The sequence below is a fragment of the Arthrobacter sp. FW306-2-2C-D06B genome, assembly GCF_021789175.1.
In the GTDB taxonomy this organism is placed as follows: domain Bacteria; phylum Actinomycetota; class Actinomycetes; order Actinomycetales; family Micrococcaceae; genus Arthrobacter.
In genome coordinates this window covers 3,207,897-3,229,912 of record NZ_CP084560.1, presented here as the reverse complement: position 1 = coordinate 3,229,912, position 22,016 = coordinate 3,207,897, and the positions used below count along the sequence as shown (strand labels likewise).

13 protein-coding genes and 1 tRNA gene are annotated in these 22,016 nt (G+C 64.2%); 9 read left to right on the top strand and 5 right to left on the bottom strand.

All coding sequences use genetic code 11. The annotated features are described in order from the left end of the window. Both LFT47_RS15015 and LFT47_RS15010 read right to left on the bottom strand, forming a co-directional pair. Entirely contained in the window at positions 1-954 is a 954-nt protein-coding gene (locus LFT47_RS15015; protein WP_236811989.1) for an ABC transporter substrate-binding protein, read from the bottom strand. A gap of 355 nt (positions 955-1,309) precedes the next feature. Further along, positions 1,310-2,020: a 3'-5' exonuclease gene (locus LFT47_RS15010; RefSeq protein ID WP_236811988.1), complete on the bottom strand. Its 711-nt coding sequence runs from the start codon at positions 2,018-2,020 to the stop codon at positions 1,310-1,312. A gap of 88 nt (positions 2,021-2,108) precedes the next feature. On the opposite strand from LFT47_RS15010, the gene LFT47_RS15005 reads away from it, so the two are divergent. The 3 genes from LFT47_RS15005 to LFT47_RS14995 all read left to right on the top strand — a co-directional run bounded on the left by LFT47_RS15005 (position 2,109) and on the right by LFT47_RS14995 (position 9,432). Then, entirely contained in the window at positions 2,109-2,525 is a 417-nt protein-coding gene (locus LFT47_RS15005; protein WP_236811987.1) for an MGMT family protein, read from the top strand. 101 nt (positions 2,526-2,626) lie between these two features. Beyond that, a complete protein-coding gene (locus LFT47_RS15000; RefSeq protein ID WP_236811986.1) occupies positions 2,627-5,893 on the top strand; it encodes an ATP-dependent helicase in 3,267 nt (1,088 codons plus the stop codon). Then, positions 5,890-9,432: an ATP-dependent helicase gene (locus LFT47_RS14995; protein WP_236811984.1), complete on the top strand. Its 3,543-nt coding sequence runs from the start codon at positions 5,890-5,892 to the stop codon at positions 9,430-9,432. Before LFT47_RS15000 ends, LFT47_RS14995 begins: the two co-directional genes overlap by 4 nt. 34 nt (positions 9,433-9,466) lie before the next feature. Here the strand turns inward: LFT47_RS14995 and LFT47_RS14990 are convergent, their stop codons facing one another. Continuing rightward, the gene (locus LFT47_RS14990) at positions 9,467-10,657 is read right to left on the bottom strand and encodes a macrolide 2'-phosphotransferase (RefSeq protein ID WP_236811982.1); all 1,191 of its coding nucleotides are present in this window, start codon (positions 10,655-10,657) and stop codon (positions 9,467-9,469) included. A 143-nt stretch (positions 10,658-10,800) separates the two neighbouring features. Here LFT47_RS14990 and nudC point away from each other — a divergent pair, with 143 nt between their 5' ends. Genes nudC through LFT47_RS14975 form a run of 3 tightly spaced genes read left to right on the top strand, consistent with a single transcriptional unit; the run spans position 10,801 to position 14,545 of the window. Beyond that, positions 10,801-11,787 carry an NAD(+) diphosphatase gene (gene nudC, locus LFT47_RS14985; RefSeq protein ID WP_236811980.1) on the top strand — a complete coding sequence of 329 codons (987 nt, stop codon included), beginning with the start codon at positions 10,801-10,803 and terminating at the stop codon, positions 11,785-11,787. Then, positions 11,784-13,916: an ATP-dependent DNA helicase UvrD2 gene (locus LFT47_RS14980; RefSeq protein WP_236811978.1), complete on the top strand. Its 2,133-nt coding sequence runs from the start codon at positions 11,784-11,786 to the stop codon at positions 13,914-13,916. The genes nudC and LFT47_RS14980 overlap by 4 nt, the downstream gene beginning before the upstream one ends. Then, positions 13,916-14,545, top strand: a complete 630-nt coding sequence (locus tag LFT47_RS14975) for a M48 metallopeptidase family protein (protein ID WP_236811976.1) — start codon at positions 13,916-13,918, stop codon at positions 14,543-14,545. Before LFT47_RS14980 ends, LFT47_RS14975 begins: the two co-directional genes overlap by 1 nt. A gap of 15 nt (positions 14,546-14,560) precedes the next feature. Here LFT47_RS14975 and LFT47_RS14970 read toward each other — a convergent pair whose 3' ends face one another. Further along, positions 14,561-16,006, bottom strand: a complete 1,446-nt coding sequence (locus LFT47_RS14970) for a zinc-dependent metalloprotease (protein WP_236811974.1) — start codon at positions 16,004-16,006, stop codon at positions 14,561-14,563. Positions 16,007-16,232: 226 nt separating this feature from the next. Here LFT47_RS14970 and LFT47_RS14965 point away from each other — a divergent pair, with 226 nt between their 5' ends. The 3 genes from LFT47_RS14965 to LFT47_RS14955 all read left to right on the top strand — a co-directional run bounded on the left by LFT47_RS14965 (position 16,233) and on the right by LFT47_RS14955 (position 20,841). After that, positions 16,233-17,453, top strand: coding sequence for a YlbL family protein (locus tag LFT47_RS14965; RefSeq protein WP_442863475.1), 1,221 nt, complete (start codon positions 16,233-16,235; stop codon positions 17,451-17,453). A 133-nt stretch (positions 17,454-17,586) separates the two neighbouring features. Beyond that, complete coding sequence (locus LFT47_RS14960; protein ID WP_236811972.1) at positions 17,587-20,580, top strand: UPF0182 family membrane protein; 2,994 nt, start codon at positions 17,587-17,589, stop codon at positions 20,578-20,580. A gap of 187 nt (positions 20,581-20,767) precedes the next feature. Then, a tRNA-Met gene (locus LFT47_RS14955) sits at positions 20,768-20,841 on the top strand. A gap of 379 nt (positions 20,842-21,220) precedes the next feature. Here the strand turns inward: LFT47_RS14955 and LFT47_RS14950 are convergent. Then, complete coding sequence (locus LFT47_RS14950; RefSeq protein ID WP_236811970.1) at positions 21,221-21,502, bottom strand: hypothetical protein; 282 nt, start codon at positions 21,500-21,502, stop codon at positions 21,221-21,223. Between the last annotated feature and the right edge of the window lie 514 nt (positions 21,503-22,016).

Here is a 22,016-nt window from a genome sequence, read left to right as displayed (position 1 = left end):
TTACTTGGCCGGGATCTGGACGGCCTTGCTGCCCGGCTTCCAGCCCTGCGGGGTCTGCTCCGCCGTCGTCGGGCGGTCCTTGTACCACTCAGCCGTCAGCTTGGTCCAGGTACCGTCTGCGATCACGGCGTCAAGGCCGGAGTTGAGGGCATCGAGCAGAGGCTGGTTGTCCTTGTTCACGGCCCATGCGGTGAAGTTCTGGGTGTTGACGACCTTTTCGGCGATCTTGGTGTTGTCGCCGTCCTTGACCTGGCCGGTTGCCTGCTGTGACGGGGCGACCCAGGCGTCAACCTGGCCGCTCTTCACGTTGGCGTAGACCGTGTTGTAGTCCGGGAAGCGGACGGGCTCAAGCTTGAGCGTGTTGGTGACGTAGTCGTCCTGGACGGTGCCCTGAACGACGCCGATGCGGACGTCGGACTTGAGGTCCGCGAAGCCCTTGACCTTGGAGTCGGACTTGGTCACGACGGCCATGTAGCCGAAGTCGTAGCCATTGGTGAAGCCGACCGACTCGCGGCGCTTGTCCGTGGTGGAGATCGAGGAGGATCCGACGTCGAACTGCTTGTTCTTGACCTGGGAGAGCAGTGCGGAGAAGTCAGTGGAGGCGAACTCGACCTTGAGGCCCAGCTTGGCTCCAACGGCGCGCAGCAGCTCGTTGTCGTAGCCGGTGAACTTGCCCGAGGGATCGATGAAGATGTTCGGCGGGGCGTCCGAGAGGGTGCCGACGCGCAGGGTGCCGTCGGTGATGAGGCCCAGCTTGGACTTGTCGATCTTGTCCAGCGGGGTGACGTCCTTGGTGGTGTACTTGTCCAGCGTCTTCTGGTCGCTGCCTTGGAGGGCATCGGTCGGCGAGGCGCTGCTGGTGCTGCCCGCTCCGCCACCACACGCGGCCAGGGAGACGGCGAGGACTGCTGCCACGGGGACAGCAGAGAACCACTTCAGGGCTTTGATTTTCATCAAGCAAATCACTTTCATCGGGGAACACGCGTTCGTATCGAGACGGGCGGGGAACGCAGCCAAAGCAGGTTTGGGCTGCAATATCAGGACTCGACCCGCCAAACTTAATTATGTCATCCGCGCATTCAGCGATAAATTGGCGGCGATAAGACGTGGGATTCCCGGAAACTCCGAATTAAATTCAAGATTGAATGGAAATGTGCTTGAAGTGCCGTGCCCCTCAGGCATCGAGGGGAATTCGTGACTGACGTTCAGCTGGCTTTCAGGCAGCAAGCGCCATGTGACGTGCGTCCCATCATGCGGACTCTGGAAAAGCGTCCGGTACGTGGACGGGCGCTATGAAAGTCCGGCCGCTTTAGAAGTCTCCCCGGCTGGCATCTTCCGGGGGAAGGACCGGCCAATTGCCCTCGATGACGGCTGTCGGTTTGGTCTTGCGCAAGTAGCTCTGGAAATCGGCGGCCTGTGCAGCCGCCCAATCGACCTGGAGGTGGTGCAGCTTGGAAGCGGGCATTTGCAGTTTCGGGAACTTGCCGGCCATGGCATCGAGGACGCGCAGTGTGGCGAGGGCGTCTGCAGCGGAGGTGTGGGCGTTATCGAGGTTCACGCCGTACTCCTCGCACAAAGCGGTCAGGGTCCGCTTGCCCTTGCGGTACCGGTCGACCTGCTTGTTCATGACGTAGGGGTCAAGCACGGGGAAACGGCTGAGTTGCGGCACGCCGTAGCGGGCGGATTCGGCCGCCAGGACCGTGAAGTCATAGCTGGCGTTGAACGCAATGACCGGCACGCCGTCGTCGAAAAGTTCCTGGAGCGCTGCCGCGAGTTCGCGCGTCACTTCTGCCGCCGGTCGGCCTTCGGCCCTCGCCTTTTCAGTGGTGATGCCGTGGATCTCGCTGGCCTCCAGGGGGATCTCCACTCCAGGGTCCGCCAACCATTCGAGTTCCTTGACGATGCCGCCGTCGTCGTCCACTACCGTGACGGAAGCGGTGACGATCCTCGCGGAACGGGAGTTCCGTCCCGTGGTCTCAAGGTCGAACGCGGCGCGGGGGAGGGTGTTCCAGGAGCTCATGCTTCAACGCTACCGGCGCCCTCCGACAAGAACCGGAGCGACACTCCTTCTGCGCCGATCCGGCGGCGCGTGCCGATAGGCTGGTGGCATGCGGATGGAGTTTGTGACGGCGGTACTGGCCGTCGTGGATCTCATGCCGCCCGGCGTTGCCGTGTCGTATGGGGATGTTGCCGAGCTTCTGGGCTCGGGTGGTCCCCGGCAGATCGGATCGGTCATGAGCCACCACGGGAGCACGGTGGCTTGGTGGCGGGTACTGCGTGCAAGTGGCGAGGCGCCCCCAGGCCTTGAGTCGGAAGCGCTGCATCACTACCTCGATGAGGGAACTCCGCTGCACGGCGCCTACGCGGAGTATCTGCGGACCGGCGAGGGCCGCTGGCGGGTTGACCTGGTCCTGGCCCGGTGGGCTCCGACTGACCGCGACTTCGACAGTATCGACGCGATCTCTGAACAACTCGAGCGTCAGCTCCATAAATTGTCGGTACCCGATGATGAAATGACCGTGTGAGTCCAACACCGACACCTCAAGCAACAACAACGCAGGAAGCAACACCCGCACCGCGACACGAACAGCAGCCACAAGCACCATCGCGGCAGGCGCCCGCCCGCTTGCGCCTGCTTCCCCCGCGCGAGGTCCACTACGCAGCACCGGAGTTGTCCGCCGACCAGGCCGCCGTCGTCGGGCTTCCGCACGGATCCGGGCCGGTCCTGGTACCGGGGGCGCCGGGCACCGGAAAATCCACCGTGCTGGTGGAAACCGCCGTCCGCCGGGTCCAGCGCGACGGCGTGGATCCGGAACGGATCCTGATTCTCGCACCCGGCCGGCATGCGGCGTCGGCGTTGCGGGACACCTTTACAGGGCGGCTGGATCGCAGCTTGAGTACGACGCCGGCGCGCACCTGGGCGTCGTACGCTTTCGATCTGATCCGGCGAGCCAAGGCCGAGGGCGTGCTGCCGCTGCAGCGGCCGCCCAAGTTGCTCTCGGGGCCGGAACAGGACCTCATCATCAAGGAACTGCTGGAGGGGCACTCCCGGCCGGGCTTCGAACTTCCCTGGCCGCAGGACTTGACGGCCGCGTTGCCAACTCGGGGTTTCCGGCAGGAGATCCGGCAACTCTTCGACCGGATCATCGAATCCGGCCGCACTGCGGACGATCTCACGTCGCTTGCCTATGAATGCGGCAGACCGGACTGGATCGCTGCCGCAGACCTCTATTCGGAGTACCGGGATGTCCTGGACCTGCGCATGCCGGAGGCCTTTGACCCGGCAGGAATCATTACCGCTGCGCGCCAAATCTTCCAGGACTCGCCCGGATTCCTGGCGGCGGAGCGCGAGCGGCTGCAGTTGATCCTGGTGGATGACGTCCAGGAGGCAAACCCCGCCGTGTTTGAACTGCTCGCGGACATCGCCGAAGGAAAAGACGTTTTGGTGGCGTCCTCCCCGGACACCGTGGTCCAAGGGTTCCGCGGTGCCCGGCCGGACCTTGTCGCCGAACTGCCGCGGCTTCTCGGAGGCCTTGCGGGTGCCGTTCGGGAGCTTCCCCTGTGGCACACCCACCGGCACCTCCCCGACGTCGCAAAAGCGTGGACAGGCGTGGCTGCCCGTATCTCGCAGCGTGCGGGAGGCCAATTGGCCCGGCGACTGGACCCGCTTCCCGCATCGGCGGACGAGTCTCCTTCCGCAGGGAGCCGGGCACCGGGCCGGGTGGAAGCACATGTCCTGCCCTCCACAGTCCACGAATTGCGCTACGTGGCACAACGCATCCTGGAAGCACAGCTGCGCGAGAACCACGAGTTCGGCGACATCGCAGTGATTGTGCGCAACGGTGGGCAATTGGCGCAACTCCAGCGCTATCTGAGCGGTCAGGGAATCCCGGTCCGCGTCCCCGTCGCGGACTCGGCTGTCCGCGACGAAGTGGCCGTCCGTCCCCTGCTTGAGGTGTACGGCGTGGTGCTGGATGCTGCCAAGCTGACGCCTGAGTCTGCCGTCTCGCTTCTCACGTCGAGGATCGGCGGGGCTACCGCCATCGAGTTGCGCCGCCTGCGGCAATCGCTGCGCCGGGAGGAACTGTTGGGCGGTGGTGGACGGTCCAGCGATGCGTTGTTGGTTGAAGCGTTGCTGGAGCCTGGGGCACTGGGTTCTTTGGGCATCGAGGGTAGCTCGGCCCGCCGTTTGGCCCGCATGATCGCGGCGGGACGTTCGGCGGCCGCCGAACCCGGAGCCAATGCGGAGACGGTGTTGTGGGCGTTGTGGCAAGCCACCGGGCTTGCTTCGCGCTGGACGGAAAAGGCGCTCGACGGCGGCGCGGCCGGCGCCCGGGCGGACCGGGATCTTGACGCAATGATGGCACTGTTCCACACTGCTGAGCGCTATGTCGACCAACTCCCCGGTTCCGGCCCCGAACAGTTCCTCGAGTATCTGCTCAGCCAGGAACTCCCCATGGACACCCTTGCCGCCAGGGCACAGTTGGAGGAAGCAGTGGAGCTCATGACGCCGGCCAGCGCGGCCGGGCGCGAGTGGGCCGTGGTCATCGTGGCGGGACTGCAGGAAGGCGTCTGGCCCAATACGAGGCTCCGTGGTGAACTCCTCGGGAGCACTTTGTTCGCCGATGCCGTGGAGCACGGAGTCGAACATGCCTTGCAACGCGGGCCCCTCAGCAGGCTGCGGGATATCCGCTACGACGAACTGCGCAGCTTCTCCACAGCCGTTTCGCGGGCCCGGGAAGTCCTCATCTGCACCGCGGTTTCTTCCGAAGACGAGCAGCAGTCGGCCTTTCTCGACTATGTGGCCCCTTTGGAACCGGGACAGTACCAACGTGAGTACACGCCGGTTGGCCGACCCATGACGCTGCGTGCCTTGGTGGCCGAGCTGAGGCAGCGCGTTCAGCCGGACGACGCCGCGCTTGGCCGCCCGGGCGTGGCAGAGGACGCCGCGGAAGCTGCGCGCGTGCTGGCACACCTTGCCACCGCGGAGCCTGCAGTGCCGGGCGCGCATCCGGATTCCTGGTGGGGATTGGCACCGCTCAGCAGCGAGGCGCCGGTAGTGCCGGGGGAAGGCACGGTGTTCGTTTCTCCCTCGAAGGTGGAAACCGTGCACAAATCGCCGTTGGATTGGTTTGTCCAGGCAGCCGGGGGCGAAGCCGCTACCGACTTTGCCCGCAGCCTGGGCACCTTGGTCCATGCGATTGCCCAGGAGTTGCCCGATGCTTCCGGCGCCGAATATGTCGCGGAGCTCGTGCGTCGCTGGCCGACCCTGGGCATGAAGGACAACTGGGAGGGCAGGCTCGACTTCCAACGGGCAGAGCAAATGGTCCGGAAACTCGCCCAATACGTCCTTGTCATGCGGAGCGAAGGCCGAAGCCTGGCCGGGGTCGAAGTGGACTTCGAGGTTCCCCTGCCAGAGGTACGCCTGGACAACGCCGCCGAGGATTCCGATGTTGTCCGGAACGCCGTGCTTCGGGGACAAGTGGATCGTTTGGAAATAGACGCAGAGGGCAGGCTGGTGATTGTTGATCTTAAGACGGGCAAACGCCAGCCCGGCAAAGCCGAACTCGCCCGTCACCCCCAGCTCGGTGCGTATCAGGCGGCGGTACTGCACGGGGCGTTCCAGGATTTGCCTGTTCCGGGGATTGTTCCCGGCGGTGCCGTACTGGCACAGCTGGGGACCAAGACAAAGACGCCTGCAGTCCAAGCCCAGGAGCCCCTGGACCCGGGAGATAACTGGGCACAGGACCTTGTCAGCGAGGCCGCCGTGCTCATGGCCGGAGCAAGCTTCGAAGCCCGTCACGATCCCTCAAAAGGCAGCCATGGAGGCCACGGCTGCCGATTGCCCGATATTTGCCCGTTGTGCGCCAGGGGAAAGCAGGTCACGGAATGACCGTCCAGACACTCACCGGAGTCGGGGCCGGCGACGCGGCAGAAGATGCCGCGGTATTGCCGGAAGCTCGATTCTCGCCCGGCGAATTGGCCGATATCCTCGGCGAGCGAAACCGCCCCACGGACGAACAATCCGCCATTATTGCGTCACCGTTGACCCCCCGGCTGGTCATCGCCGGCGCCGGATCGGGGAAAACCGCAACCATGGCGGACCGTGTGGTGTGGCTCGTCGCGAACGGATGGGTTCGCCCCGAAGAGGTGCTTGGCGTCACCTTTACCCGCAAAGCCGCAGGGGAGCTGGCCAGCCGTATCCGCGCGAAATTGGCCACCCTGCAGCGCATCGCGTCCTCGGACAACGGGCAGTACGGCTTCCCGGACGGGGTTGCAGGCTCCGACGAGCTTGAACCCAAAGTGTCTACCTACCATTCCTACGCCAGCGGGATCGTGTCCGACTACGGCCTGCGGCTGGGCATCGAGCGCGATGTGGTGCTGCTCGGCGGCGCCCAGGCCTGGCAGCTCGCGAGTGAAGTGGTCGAAGCGTACGACGGCGACTATGAGCACTTCACCGCAGCCAAGTCCACGTTGGTCAACGCCGTGATGCAACTGGCCGGCGAGTGCGCCGAACACTTGCGAGAGCCAGCCGAGGTTCAGCGCTGGTTGATGGACCGGTTGTCCGAATTCGCGCAATTGCCCTATGTGTCCGCGGCGAAAAAGAACCCAAGCCAGGCTGCCGGTGATCTCGGCGCCATGTTGCGGACCAGGGCCAGCGTCGCGGACATGGTGGGGCGCTACCAGGAGGCAAAGAGGAATCGCGGCGTCCTCGACTTCGGCGACCTCGTTGCGCTCGCCGCGAAGATTGCCCAGGACATACCCTTGGCGGCTGCCACCGAACGGGCCCGTTACAAGGTGGTGCTGTTGGATGAATTCCAGGACACCTCCCACGCGCAACTAGTCCTGTTCTCCCGCCTGTTCGGGGGAGGGCACGCTGTGACGGCGGTGGGGGATCCGAACCAGTCCATTTACGGGTTCAGGGGTGCGTCGGCAGGCCAACTGTTCCACTTTGTCCAGGAATTTCCGGTCCGGGTGGAAGACGGTTTTGGAACAGCGTCCCTTGCCACCGCACCCACCTCGTACCTGACCACTGCCTGGCGGAACGGGCGCAACATCCTGGCCGCCGCCAACGTCATTTCCGCGCCTCTTAACAAGGCCGCCGCGAATGATGGAGCCCCGGGCTCCAGGGCCGATGACGGTTCCGTCACAGTGCCTCCGCTGCAGCCGAGCCCCGCAGCCGTGGACGGCAACGTCGTCCTCGGACGATTTGCCACCGACGAAGACGAAGCCGCAGCGATTGCCCGGGACGTCCGGCGCTACCGGCGCACTGTCTTTGAAACCGCGGCCGACGGTACGCCGGTTTCTCCGACCATGGCGGTGCTCTGCCGCCGTCGGGCACAGATGGAGTGCTTGCGGCGGGAATTCGAGGTCCAGGGGATCCCCTACGAAATAGTCGGTCTCGGCGGGCTCCTCGACACTCCTGAAGTAGTGGACCTCGTTGCAGCGCTCCGGGTCCTCGCCGATCCCGGCCGTTCCGATGCCCTGATGCGGTTGCTGGCAGGCGCCCGGTGGAGGATCGGAACTGCTGATCTGATGGCATTCCGCGACTGGTCCCAGTTCCTCGCTAGGCGGCGATCCCACGGCGGTTCGCGAGACAACGGCGCCGGAGACCGCGGCGCCGCAGACGATGCGCCAATCGCGGACGAAAGCCCGATGGAGACGGTCGTGGAGAGCGACATCACCGATGCGGCCAGCCTTGTGGAAGCGCTGGACTTCCTGCCACGCCCGGGGTGGACTTCCGGCCACGGGCGCTCCCTCAGCACGACGGCCCTGGACCGTCTCGGCCGGCTGTCGGCCGAGCTTCGGAACCTGCGGGGGTTCATCGGAGACGATCTGACCACTCTGATCGGCGAGGTGGAACGTGCCATGCTTCTGGACATTGAGGTCGCTGCCAAGCCCGGGACGAGCATCCACCAGGCCCGCCGGAACCTGGACGCATTCCATGATGCCGCGGCGGGTTTCCTGCAGACTTCGCTGCGCGTGGATCTATTGGCTTTCCTGGGATGGCTTGAAGCAGCCGCATCGGAGGAAGGCGGACTGGACATGGCCGACGCCGAAGTGAACCACGAGGCCGTGCAATTGCTGACGGTCCACGCCTCCAAAGGCTTGGAATGGGACGTCGTTTTCGTCCCCGGTCTCAACGCCGGGGCCTTCCCGAGCAACCGGGACTCCCGGTGGAGCAGCGGTACCGCTGCCCTGCCATGGCCCCTGCGTGGCGACCGGGCGGATCTCCCTCAATGGGATCTGGACCAGCCGGACCAAAAGGGCTGGCTGGATGCCGAAAAGGACTTCAAATCCGAAGTCCAGCACCACGGCGAGGCCGAAGAGCGGCGACTCGCCTACGTTGCCTATACCCGCGCAAAGTTCGTCCTGTGGGCATCGAGCGCCGCGTGGAACGGTTCCCGGGCGGGCATTGCCGAGACGTCACCTTTCCTTGCCGAGCTGGCAGGCCTTGCCGGTGAGGCAGGAGGCAACGAGGGCGGAGCATCGGCTGCCATTCACCCGCAGTCCCTCAGCGAAGACGCGCTGCCCACTGAGAGCCCCCTGACCGTCGGCACGGAGGTGGCCACCTTCCCCTATGATCCGCTCGAAGGTCCCAGCGACCCTCGTACGGGGGAACGGCTCCGCTTGGTACCGGGGCGGCGGGCCGCCATGGAGGCGGCAGCAAACCGGGTCAGGGAGACCGTCGAGGGACTGCGGACGGATTCGCCACTGGTCGTCGATGCCTCCCGGACCTCCCTCCGCGGTGCCGCAGCGGGCTGGGCCGCCGAAGCGGAGTTGTTGTTGGAACGCCAGTCGCGGCGGAAGCCAGTCCATGACGTCCATTTGCCCGGACACATCTCGGCATCGATGTTCGTTGACCTGGGAGACGACCCCACCGCGGTCCTTGCCCAGCTCCGGCGCCCAGTGCCCCGGCAACCCGGGATTTCGGCACGCAAAGGCACCGCTTTCCATTCCTGGGTTGAGGAATACTACGGATCCACGGGCATGTTGGATCTCGACGAAGCGCCGGGCTTTGATTCCCACATTGACGAAGCCTACGGACTTGATGACATGGTGGCGACATTCAGCAATTCAGAATGGGCACACCGGTCCCCGGCCTTCGTTGAAGTTCCCGTGGAAACAAGGATCGGGGACGTCGTGGTGCGCGGACGGATTGACGCAGTTTTCCGCGGCGCGGACGGCACCTGGGAATTGGTGGACTGGAAAACGGGCAAGCGCCCGGCCGGCAGGCAACTCAAGACGCGTGCGGTGCAACTGGCCGTCTACCGCCTGGCGTGGGCGCGCCTCAAGGGTGTGCCCTTGGATCAGGTCAGTGCAGCGTTCTACTACGTTGCCGATGACGCTGTCGTGAGGCCGCATGACCTGGGCACGGCCGAAGAACTGGAGAAGATCATCGCTTCCGCGCTGGGCAGCCGAAGCCGATAGGCAGCCGGAACCACGGCAGCCAAGCCGGGAAGGACTAGTGGTCCTTGGCGTCCTGGAGCGGCATGGGCTCCACTATCTGGAGGGCCGTCGTCGAGGTGTCGTCTGCTTCGGACGGCGGCGCCGGCGACGGGTCGGTCCGGTCTGCTGAATCTCCCGAAGGCTCCGGGATAGCTGTAACGCTCACCGTGGGCTTCGCGGAGTCGCCCTCCGGGACCTTCTCTTCCGAAGCCATAACGACTGCCGATGCTGCGAGCCCTTGCGCGGCGGCAAGCTCCGCCGCGGCGGCTTCGGCCTCCTCGGCTGCCAATGCGTTTTGCTCCTCGATGTCGTCGGCGAGGGATTTGAGCATCGCCTCGGCCTCTGCCGTCATCTCGTTATGACCGGCTGCCAAGGCCTTGACGAGATACTGGGCCAGGGCGAATTCGGCGAGAAGCGCCGAGCGTCGCAGCAGGTGGCCATCGGGCGTGTCCCGCCGGGCTTCCGTGTAGTGCCGCAATACGGACTCCACGAAGCGCTGTTCGTTTGACGCCACGAGCCAGGCGAAGTCATCCGCGGGATCGCCGATGCGCAGATCGGTCCACCCCGTCACGGCCGTCACGCTGTCGCCTTCGACCAGCAGATTGTCTTCATGGAGATCGCCGTGGACCACGCACGGGTTGAAGCGCCACAACGCCACGTCCTCGAGTGCGTGCTCCCAGCGACGCAACAGCGCGGGCGGAATCTTGCCCGTGGTGGCGGCCTGGTCCAGTTCGTTCAACTTGCGCTGGCGGAATTCGTTGGCCGTGTAGCTGGGGAGATCGGCATTGTTGACGAGCGATTGGGGGAGATCGTGTACGGCGGCCAGTGCCACACCGATCTCCTTGGCCAAGGCATCACTGCAGGTCGACAACTCTTCGATGCTGCGCGTGGCGCCAGCCAAGTGGGCGTACACAAATGTGCTCAGCGCACCTTGGCGAACGGTTCCGGCCACAGTGGGCATCAGAAAAGGCAGCTCGGCCCGGATCGCCGGAGCGAAAGCCCGCAGAATCATGAATTCGGTTTCCAGCCGAGTGCTGGCTTCCGGATGGCGCGGCGAACGGACACGCCACCGTTTGCCCTCGGAGTCCAGCAGAAGCGCCGAATCGAAATCGGCAGCATCATCCGGGGCGGAGGCGGCAGCCATGGGCGTCAGGCCGGGCACCGCCGCAGTAGCTACAGCGGCCAGTTCGAACGGTGTTCTTCTCACGTCTTCCACGGTAGATTGACAAGCGCTTCTGGCAGCGATGCAGTGCGGCGAGTCTTGAGATCCGCTGGAAAACAGCATCAAGGGGCGTGGATCGCTGAAAGATCCAAATGTCAATTGTCTGTGGGAGTCAGTACGGTAGGTACATGAGTTTCACCGAGTTCCAGGCGCCGGCAAACCACCTTATCGATACCGTTCTTCCAGTGCGCCCTGCCATGGTTGACCGCGGATCTGCCGAGCGCCTGAAGCCAGGCATGCTTGGCGAAGTGATCTCCTCAGGATCGGCCAAGGCCATGGTGTTGTCGCAGCGCCAGGCCCTCGTGGTGGGTGACAAGCTGTGGCTGGGCGACGCCGCGCCGCTCTTCGAAAACCTTCAAGCCGCCGGCGGACCGCTCACCGTGGTTTATCTCGGCCGGACCCTTGTTGCTTCCTCGGTCCCGGAGCAAACACCGATCGTCCTCTTCGTTCCGACTGAGCCGGTTTCGCCTGGAGCCGCGGGCCTTCCTGCCGCCGGCTCCTGGGCGGGATTCCGGGAGGTCGCCGCCCGCCTCGGTGCCATGGACACAGCCTTGTTTGTCGAGGCCAGCGCCATTTCCAATTGGCATGCCACCCATACCCACTGCCCGCAGTGTGGGACTCCCACGGAAATCGAAGCCGGCGGCTGGGTCCGGCGGTGCCCGCGGGATAAATCGGAGCACTATCCGCGGACCGATCCGGCCATCATCGTCACCGTGGTCGGTTCCGACGGCAGGCTGCTCCTGGGAGGAGGAGGGCCGCTTGACGCCAAGAACTACTCCACGCTGGCCGGCTTCGTTGAGCCCGGGGAATCGCTTGAACAGGCCGTGGTTCGCGAAATCGGGGAAGAAGTGGGTGTGCGGGTCACCGCTTGCCAGTACCTTGGCTCGCAGTCGTGGCCGTTTCCGGCCTCGCTGATGCTCGGGTTCACTGCAACGACGGACGACGTCGAGGCCCGGCCCGACGGCGTAGAGGTCACCCGGGCGCGCTGGTTCAGCCGTGCGGAACTCCAGGCAGCCGTGCTCAGCGGCGAGATCACGATCTCCACGAGGCTTTCGATTGCCCGCTCCCTGATCGAGCACTGGTACGGCGGCGTCATCGAGGATCTCCAGCAGTGACAGAGGGCATTTTCAGCGACACCGTTTCACTCGAGGACCGGATTCTCGGCGGCCTTGACGCCGAGCAACGGGAAGTCGCCAGCAACCTTACTGGTCCCATGTGCGTCCTCGCGGGAGCGGGTACGGGAAAAACCCGGGCCATTACGCACCGCATCGCCTACGGTGTGCACTCCGGCGTTTACAGCCCTCAGCGCCTCCTGGCTGTCACCTTCACTTCCCGGGCCGCCGCCGAGATGCGCAGCCGGCTGCGGGATCTCGGCGTCGGCAACGTCCAAGCCCGCACCTTCCACGCTGCTGCGCTCAGGCAACTGCAGTTCTTCTGGCCGCAGGCGGTGGGTGGCGTACTGCCAAACTTGCTGGACCACAAGGCGAACATGATCGCCGAAGCCGCGCGGCGGCTCCGGCTGAGTACCGACCGCGCTTCAATCCGCGACCTTGCGGCGGAGATCGAGTGGGCCAAGGTTTCCATGCTGACGCCGGCCAACTACCTTGAGAACGCGCACGGCCGCGGCACTCCAGGAGGTTTCGACCTCACCGCCGTCGCGCGGGTTTTCCAGTCTTACGAGGATGTGAAGACGGACCGCAACGTGATCGACTTCGAGGACGTCTTGTTGATCACGGTGGGCATCCTTCAGGAGGACCCGAAAGTGGCAGCCACGGTCCGCGAGCAGTACCGGCACTTTGTGGTGGACGAGTACCAGGACGTTTCCCCGCTGCAGCAGAGGCTTCTTGAGCTGTGGCTTGGCGGCCGCGACGAACTCTGCGTGGTGGGCGACTCCAGCCAGACCATCTACTCCTTCACGGGAGCCTCTCCCAAGCACCTCCTTGGATTCAAGGGTCATTATCCTTCGGCGACGGTCGTCAAACTCGTTCGCGACTACCGTTCCACGCCCCAAGTGGTGAAGCTCGCCAACGACCTCCTCGGATCCCGACGCAGTGGTGGAACTGTTGCCGACGCAGCCTGGGCCAAACCCCTGCAGTTGGTCGCCCAGCGCCCGGCCGGACCGGAACCGCGGTTCATGGAATGCCCCGACGACGAGGCCGAGGCGGCGGTGGTCGCAGGCAGGATCCGGGAATTGATCGACGCCGGCACCAAGGCGAGCGAGATTGCCGTGCTGTTCCGCACCAATGGCCAATCGGAAGCGTACGAACAAGCCCTTGCTTCGGCGGGTATCGGCTACCAGTTGCGCGGCGGTGAGCGGTTCTTCGCGCGCAAGGAAGTCCGTGACGCCATCCTGCAGTTGCGCGCCGCCACGCGTGCTGTAGCCGAAGACTCCGCCAAGGAGCCGCTGGGCCAACTTGTCCGGGACATCGTGGCTTCGCTCGGTTATACGGATGCCGCCCCGCATAGCGGCGGCGCCCTCCGCGAACGCTGGGAGTCGCTGGCCGCACTGGTGGCCCTAGCGGACGAACTCGTCGTCAGCCGAGGGCCCGAATTCACGTTGATGGAATTCGTCAACGAACTCCAGGAGCGTTCGGTGGCCCAGCACGCCCCGACCGTCCAGGGCGTGACGCTCGCATCGTTGCACGCCGCGAAGGGCCTGGAGTGGGATGCCGTATTCCTGGTGGGCTTGAGCGAGGGACTTATGCCTATTTCCTTCGCCGACACTCCCGAGAGCGTCGACGAGGAACGCCGCCTGCTCTATGTCGGGATCACGCGGGCACGCGAGCACTTGAACCTGTCCTGGTCCACGGCCCGCACGCCTGGTGGCCGTGCCAACCGCAAGCCTTCGCGCTTCCTCGACGGCCTCCGTCCCGACTCTGTGCTCGGAGCCAGCGCGCGCAGCCGCCCCACGCCACGGCGCAAGGCGGCAGCACCGGCGTCGTGCAGGGTCTGCGGCACCATGCTCGCCACTGGGGCTGAACGCAAAGTCGGCCGCTGCAGCCAGTGCCCGCCCACGTACGAGGACCAGACCTTTGAGGCTTTGCGGCAATGGCGGAAGGAAGAGGCCCTGAGCAACGAAGTTCCCGCCTACGTGGTTTTCACTGACGCGACATTGACGGCCATCGCCGAGGCGCGGCCGGAGTCCCTTGAGGAACTGGCGAAACTCGCCGGTGTCGGGCCTTCCAAACTGGAAAAGTACGGCGAAGCCGTGCTGGCAGTTCTGGTCGAGAACGGGTCGGCCTAGTGCCCCGGGTAGCAGGCCAGCCCGATCTGCCGCTGACCACCGATGATGGCATTCCCGTCGTCGTCCGCCGCTCTGCCCGCCGGCGTCGTACCGTGGCGGCTTTCTGGGAGGACGGGAACGCCGTTGTGGCGATCCCTGCCCATTTCACGAAGGCACAAGAAAACGAATGGGTCCGGCGGATGCTGGACAAGCTCAAGCGTCAGGGGGAGCGGGGCGCCAGGGGCGCCGGCAGGCGGAAACCCGCGAGCGATGCAGCCCTTGCGGGTCATGCCGCGCAATTGTCCTCAAAGTACCTGGGCGGGCGAGCCATCCCGACGTCGGTCCGCTGGGTCAGCAACCAGAAGTCACGGTGGGGCTCGGCAACTCCGGCGGACGGGACCATCCGGCTTTCCGACAAGCTTCAGTCGATGCCGCAATGGGTGATCGACTACGTGTTGCTCCACGAACTCGCGCATTTGCTGGTGGCCGGCCACAACGCCGCGTTCTGGCGCTTGCTCGAGGCGTACCCCGAAACACAGCGGGCGAAGGCCTTCCTGGAGGGCGTCGCCTTTGCGACGTCCCGTGGGCTGGGACCGGATGAAGAAGGCGCCGGCGCTCCAACCGGAGGCTGGGACGCCGACGCCGACTAGGCGCTCAAGGAGTGGCTAAGCCTTCGGCTCGCCGGGCTCCGTGTTGTCAGGGGAGTCTCCGTCTTCAGGCTTCGGAGCCTCCTCGTTGCCTTCTGTGTTCCTCTCATCCTTCGGAGCGTCGTAGCCGCCTTCAAGGAGCTTCTGCAGCGCATCGTCCACCTCGGTGTCGCTCGCTTCAGCCAAGCGGCGCCGTTCGGTGAAGCCCGCCGGGTCGTCGAGGTCCTGCGCCGTGGGGAGCAAATCGGGGTGCTGCCAGATGGCATCGCGGCCGGCGATTCCACGTTCGTCCTTCAGGGCCGCCCACAACGTTGCGGCTTCGCGCAGGCGTCGCGGACGCAGCTCGAGTCCCACCAAGGACGAGAACGCGTGTTCAGCGGGTCCGCCCGTGGCGCGGCGCCTCCGCACCGTCTCACGGAGTGCGACCGCGGATGGCAGCACATTCTCGGTGGCGGCGGCCGTGAGTTCGTCCACCCAGCCCTCAACCAGCGCCAGTGCCGTTTCGAGCTTCTCCAGGGCAGCCGATTGTTCGGGAGTGCGCTCGGGCGTGAACACCCCTTGGGAGAGGGCTTCTTGAATGCCCTCGGGGTTGCCGGGATCCAGGTCCCGGGCGAGGTCCTCGACGCGGGACAAGTCGATGTGGATGCCCCGGGCGTAAGCTTCGATCGCTCCAAGAAGATGGCCGCGCAGCCATGGAACCTGCACGAAGAGCCGGGCATGCGCGGCTTCGCGGACGGCGAGGAACAACCGGACGTCGTTCTCAGGGACGCTCAGGCCTTCGCCGAATTTCGCCACATTGGCCGGTAGCAGTGCCATCTCGAGATCAGCCAGTGGAACGCCGATGTCGGTAGAGCTGACCACCTCGGCTGACAGGGCGCCGATCGCCTGGCCCAGCTGCATGCCGAAGATGGCTCCGCCCATGTTCTGCAACATGGACGAGGTGCCACCCATCATGGCCTTCATTTCTTCCGGCATTTGCTGGGTCAGGGCGTCAGACAGGGCATTGGCGATGCTGTTGGCCACCGGCTCCGTGAGCCGTTTCCACGTAGCGAGGGTGGCTTCCACCCATTCCGCGCGGGACCACGCGCGGCCAATGAGGCCCGTTGCCTGAAGGTCGGTGACCGGATCCAACCAGAGTTCCGCGAGCCGGAGCGCCTCGTCGACTTCGCGGGCCTGCACGGCATTCACGGAAGGATCCGTGCCGGCAGCGGCAACACGGCGTGCATTTTCGTGGGCGAGCTGCCAATTGACGGGACCCTCTGAAGTGGAGCTCATCATGGCCTGCACTTGGGCGAACATTTGCTGCAGCATGTTGGGGTCGTTCGGCAGCCCTGCGGCCTTTGCCAATTCGGCGGGGTCGATATTGCCCATGCCTTGCCCGCCCATCAGGTTCTTCAGCATTTCTGCCAAGGGATCCACGGGTGAATCGTCTCCGTTGGGAGGGGTATTGGGGTTGGAAGTCATGGTGCCGCCGATCGTCGGTGTGACTGGTGATCACTTTCAAGGTACCGCGATGCCCCGGGGCTGTCTGCCTCAGGAACGCGTCGTTCGCTCTAGGCAAAGCACCTCAGGCGGGCACAGCAAAGTAGGGTGGATCGTTGGTATGTTTACTGGCCTCCGCCATGAGGGGGTCGAAACGGTAGCGCCGGGCACACGGTTCCCGGCGCGGAGAGGTCTTTCATTGACTAGTTTGCCGAGCCCCGGAGCTGCCGGGGAACCCGGACAGCCTCTCGACCCCTCCAACTCCCCGGACGTGCCAACGTCGCAAGGCCATTCCCCGGAGCACGACACCGCACCGTCGCAGGGGCCAGGCCAGGACGCGGGGGAGGAACCGCCCCACGCACCCCAACCGGCACGGCGCCATGACGGCCGGTACGTCGCGATGCTTGTCTCCGGCGCCCTGACCATTGTGTTGGGAATCGCCGCGGCTGTCCTCCCTGTTCCTTACGTCGTGGAATCTCCCGGACCGACGTTCAACACCTTGGGCACGGACCACGACAAGCCGGTCATTAGCATTACCGGGCACGCGACATATCCTGCCAAAGGAAATCTGGACCTGACCACCGTCTACATCAACGGCGGCCCCAACGGCCCCGTCAACATTTTCGAGGCCTTCCAAGCCTGGCTGGATGGTTCCAAGGCCGTATACCCCGAAGAACTTCTCTATCCCAAGGGCGTCACCAAGCAGCAATCCGAACAGGAAAGCGCGCTTGCCATGACTACCTCCCAGGAGAACGCAGTTGCATCGGCCCTCAAGGAAGAGAACATTCCGTACGGGCAGAAGCTTGCAGTCGCAGGGTTGTCCGATGGCTCGGCCTCGGCAGGCAAACTCCAAACAGGGGACGTCTTCACGTCGATCAACGGCAAGGCGGTCACGTCCCTGAACGTCGTCCAAACCGCACTGGCCGACGGCGCGGGCGCGCCTGCCGCCGTCGTCGTCGATCGGAACGGCAAGCCCGTGACGGTGAGCATCACTCCGGGCAAGGGCTCGAACGGCAAGTACATCCTGGGCGTACTGCTTCAGTACAAGTTCACTTTCCCGTTCGACGTCAAGATCTCCCTGGACCAGGTGGGCGGACCGAGCGCCGGAATGATGTTCGCACTGGGCATCATCGACAGCATCACCCCCGGCGACCTCACGGGGGGCAAGCATGTGGCCGGCACCGGCACCATTTCACCGGACGGCACCGTGGGACCCATTGGTGGAATCGCCCAGAAAATGCGCGGAGCCCGCAACGGCGGGGCCACGCTTTTCCTCGCGCCTGCCGCCAATTGCGACGAGGTCGTTGGACACGTTCCGGACGGGCTCCAGGTAGTCAAAGTGGACACTTTGGCGGACGCAAAATCAGCCGTCGAGCGACTCGCCTCGGGCCAGAATGTGTCCCGCCTCCCGACATGCTCCAACAACTAGACTGATGATGGAACTTAGCTCCACTGCCACTCGTGGCACTAATGACGGCCTCCGCCATTAGCACCCGGCACCGGGGCCGACGAACACACGCACTGATGACCGTTAACTGACGACCAGCGATGAGGTATCGAGTTTGTCCCGTCCAGCCAGCACCAGCCCGCCCGGAAGACCGCAGCGGAGACGGGGTGCACTTACTCCAACTCTGATCATCGTCGCCGTCGCCGTGGTGGGATTCATTTTCTTCGCCAATGTGTGGACAGACGTCCTCTGGTACCAGCAGCTAGGTTTCTTCGAAGTCTATTTCAGGGAGAACCTTGCCCGGATCCTGATCTTCCTCGCCGGATTCGTCCTGATGTTCGTACCGGTCTTCTACGCAATCCGCGTTGCCTACCATGCACGGCCCGTCTACGCTCCGGACTCCGAGGTCAGGGACAACCTTAACCGGTACCAGGCCCAGCTCGAACCCGTGCGACGCGTGGTCATGATCGGCATCCCCGCGCTGTTCGGCCTCTTTGCCGGGAGCGCGGCCGCGAGCCAGTGGCAAGCGGTGCTTTTGTTCTTCAACCAGGTGCCCTTCGGCCAGGCCGATCCCCAGTTTGGCCTGGACATCAGCTTCTATCTCATGACCTTGCCGTTCCTTGGTTTTGTCACGGGCTTCCTCATGAGCGTTGTGGTGATTGCCGGAATCGCGGGAATCCTCACCCACTACCTCTATGGCAGCATCCGGCTTATGGAACGTGGTATCTTCACCAGCCGGGCGGCCCAAATCCACCTGGCCGTGACCGGTGCCGTTTTCCTGCTGCTGCTAGGAGCCAACTTCTGGCTTGACGTCTACAGCACCGTCCAGAACAACGGCGGACACTGGGCAGGAGCCCTTTACACCGATGTCAACGCCGTGATCCCGACGAAGACCATCCTGGCCGTTGCCGCGGGTCTGGTGGCCATCCTCTTCATTGTGGCCGCCGTGATTGGCCGTTGGCGCTTGCCCGTGATCGGCACGGCCATGCTGATCATCACGTCCATCCTCGCGGGCGGCGTCTACCCCTGGGTCATCCAGCAATTCCAAGTCCGCCCCTCGGAGCAGACGCTGGAAAACAAGTACATTGACCGCAACATTGCCATGACCCGGTCCGCCTACGGTTTGGACAAGATCAAGGTTTCTCCCTACAACGCCACCACCGACGCCAAGACCGGGGCGCTTGCCAAGGATGCCCAGACTGCCGCTAACATCCGGCTGCTGGACCCGAACCTGGTTTCCTCGGCGTTCTCCCAACTGGAGCAATACCGCCCGTACTACCAGTTCCCCAAGGCTCTGAACGTCGACCGCTACACCGTGAACGGCAAGACCCAGGACACGGTGATCGCTGTCCGGGAGTTGAACCAGGACGGGCTGAACGCCAGCCAGCAGACCTGGGTCAACCGGCATATCGTCTACACCCACGGTTACGGCGTCGTAGCCGCCAAGGGCAATACCTTCACGGTCGATGGCAAGCCGGACTTCCTTCTGTCCGGAATTCCATCCATGGGTACCCTTGGCAGCGATGCGAGCTACCAACCCCGCATCTACTTCGGTGAAGATTCGCCCGACTACTCGGTGGTCGGCGCCCCGGACGGCGCCCCGCACCGCGAACAGGACCGACCGGCCGGCAAGGACACGTCCACCGAAACGCAGTACACCTTTACGGGCAACGGTGGCCCCAACGTGGGCAACTGGTTCAACCGCCTCTTGTACTCGATCAAGTTCCAGTCCTCGGACCTGCTGCTGTCCGACGGCGTCAACGAGAAGTCCCAGATCCTTTACGACCGCACTCCGCGTGAGCGCGTGCAAAAGGTTGCTCCCTACCTGACGGTGGACGGAAGCGCCTATCCCGCAGTGGTAGACGGCCGGGTGAAGTGGATCGTGGACGGTTACACCACCAGCCAGTACTTCCCCTACTCCCAGCAGCAGCAACTGGGAAACGCTACGGCAGATTCGCAGACGACCTCCGGGCGCACAGTGGCCTTGCCGAACAGCGCGGTCAACTACATCAGGAACTCGGTCAAGGCCACTGTTGACGCCTATGACGGCTCGGTCACGCTGTACGCCTGGGATGACCAGGACCCCATCCTGAAAGCGTGGGAGAAGATTTTCCCGACCACTGTCAAGCCGTACTCGGAGATGTCGGGACAGCTGATGAGCCACGTCCGCTACCCGGAGGACCTTTTCAAGGTCCAGCGTGAGTTGCTTGGGCGTTACCACGTGACCAACGCGGACAGCTTCTACCAGAACAACGACGCGTGGAGCGTTCCGAACGACCCCACGGTCACGGATCCCGTCCGGCAGCCTCCGTTCTACATGTCCCTGCAGATGCCCGACCAGACCAAGCCGGCTTTCCAGCTGACGTCTTCCTTCATTCCACAGGTGGTCAACGGCGCCGCCCGGAACATCCTGTACGGCTTCCTCGCAGCCGATTCCGACGCCGGTAGCCAGAAGGGCGTGAAGGCGGACACGTACGGCCAGTTGCGATTACTCCAATTGCCAACGGACACCCAGGTTCCAGGCCCCGGACAGGCCCAGAACAAGTTCAACTCCGATCCTGAAGTGTCGCGGGAACTCAACCTGCTCAGGCAGGGAGCATCCGATGTGCTCAACGGCAATCTATTGACATTGCCAGTGGGCGGCGGCCTGCTCTATGTCCAACCGGTCTATTTGAAGTCCACTGGTGAGACGTCCTATCCGACGCTTCAGCGCGTGCTCGTGGCCTTCGGCGACAAGGTCGGCTTTGCCCCCACGCTTGACGGCGCATTGAAGATCCTCTTCGGGGGTGACTCCGGGGCCTCGGCGGGAGACTCGGCCAATAACGGCCAGACCCCCACCACTCCGCCGGGGACTACTACGCCGCCCGCCGCAGCGGATGCACAGGCCCAGCTGAAGGCCGCGCTGGATCAGGCCAACAAGGCCATCCAGGATGGCCAGGCTGCGCTGGCCAAGGGCGACTTCGCCGGATACGGGGCCCAGCAGAGCCTCCTGTCCGCGGCAATACAGAAAGCGCTCGACGCCGAGTCCCGGCTTGGTGCCACCCCGGCCCCGTCGGCAAGTGCCAGCCCGTCGGCGAGCCCGTCGCCGTCGCCCTCGCCGAGCAAGTAGGCAATTCCCCAGCGGGCTGATTTCGGCTTAGCTGGGGCCTTTGAAAGACCGGGCCAGCCCTGACAAGGGCTGGCCCGGTCTCTTTGATCTGGTGGCACCTGCAGCTTGGCCGCAGGGCCGGGGAGACGGAGGTCACGTCGTTTCGATTTGGCCTGACATTCACCTACAGGTAAAGTAGATCTTGCGACGCGGGGTGGAGCAGTTCGGTAGCTCGCTGGGCTCATAACCCAGAGGTCACAGGTTCAAATCCTGTCCCCGCAACTGGAGAAAAAGATCCGGCACAGTGGAAACACTGTGCCGGATCTTTTTGTTTTCCATCGACATGTGGGGGGGAGTGCGGGATGGGAAAAACGTGGGGTGTAGGACAAAACGTGTGTAAATCCCGGGCGCGTCATGAGCGTCCTGCCCTGTGCAGGTAGAGGTACCACTCGATCGCACGCTTCTGGTGTTCCTGGCTCATGCCCCAGTGTGCCCGCAGCAGGAGCCGGAGCTGGGCGTTCGTTCCTGTTGGTTGTCGAGGCGATGTCCAGCCCGGCGTATTCGCCCTTCGAGGTAGGTGAAGAGTGTGCCCGCTTGGCCGAGGCGTTCCAGGAGCCGGTAGGCCTTGCAAAGCCTGTCGTGCGCGTACCACCAGGGCTGGTTAGCCCGCACCTATCGCGGTCGTGCTCCGGTAGGTGCGGGCTTTGACGAGATCCCCGTGCTGTTGGTGCCAGTCATGGAGCCCTGCCAGCCAGGCCGCCGCTTCCGCCGGAGCGTGAATCCTGGTCAAGGCCCGTCCCAGCCGCAGCAACGCCTTGCCCGCCTCGGTCCTGGGCCGACCGGTCAGGTAGGTGCGGACGTTGCGCTGGACATGGACCAGGCAGCGTTGCACCGCGCTTTCGGACCAGCGCTCCGACAGGGCCGCTGCGAGCACCCCAGCCACCCTAAGCTTCCAAAGCTTAGCTATCCCGAAATTCGCCCGCCAACACTGGGAGGGAAGCCCCTCCCATACACACGTTTTGTCCTATAACCCCCTCGTCGGTCGTGAAGCACGGGTTGCAGGACAAAACGTGTGCAAATTCCAGGCGCGTCATGTCCGGCCCGGGATCGTCTTCGCTCGGATGTCGTATTCGAGCAGCGGAGACGGCCGCCCCCACTTCCCCAGGGAGGGCTTGGACACGGTCTTAGACGGCTATGTGGGCCGATCCGGGTGAAACGTTTTTTCACACGCGGAGGCGCCGAGATCCACACTGAGATTGCCGAAAAACACACTGATTTTTGGCAAATCTGCACGGAGTTTTGCCACTTCGAACACTGAGAGGCGAAATATCGCGATAGTTTCTTGGGCGGGGGAACAAACATTCATCACTGGATTTCCCCGTCAGCCAGTTCAAGAAAATAGGAGGAAACCGATGCGAAAACTCTCAACGCTATTGCCCAACAGTGAATGAACCATT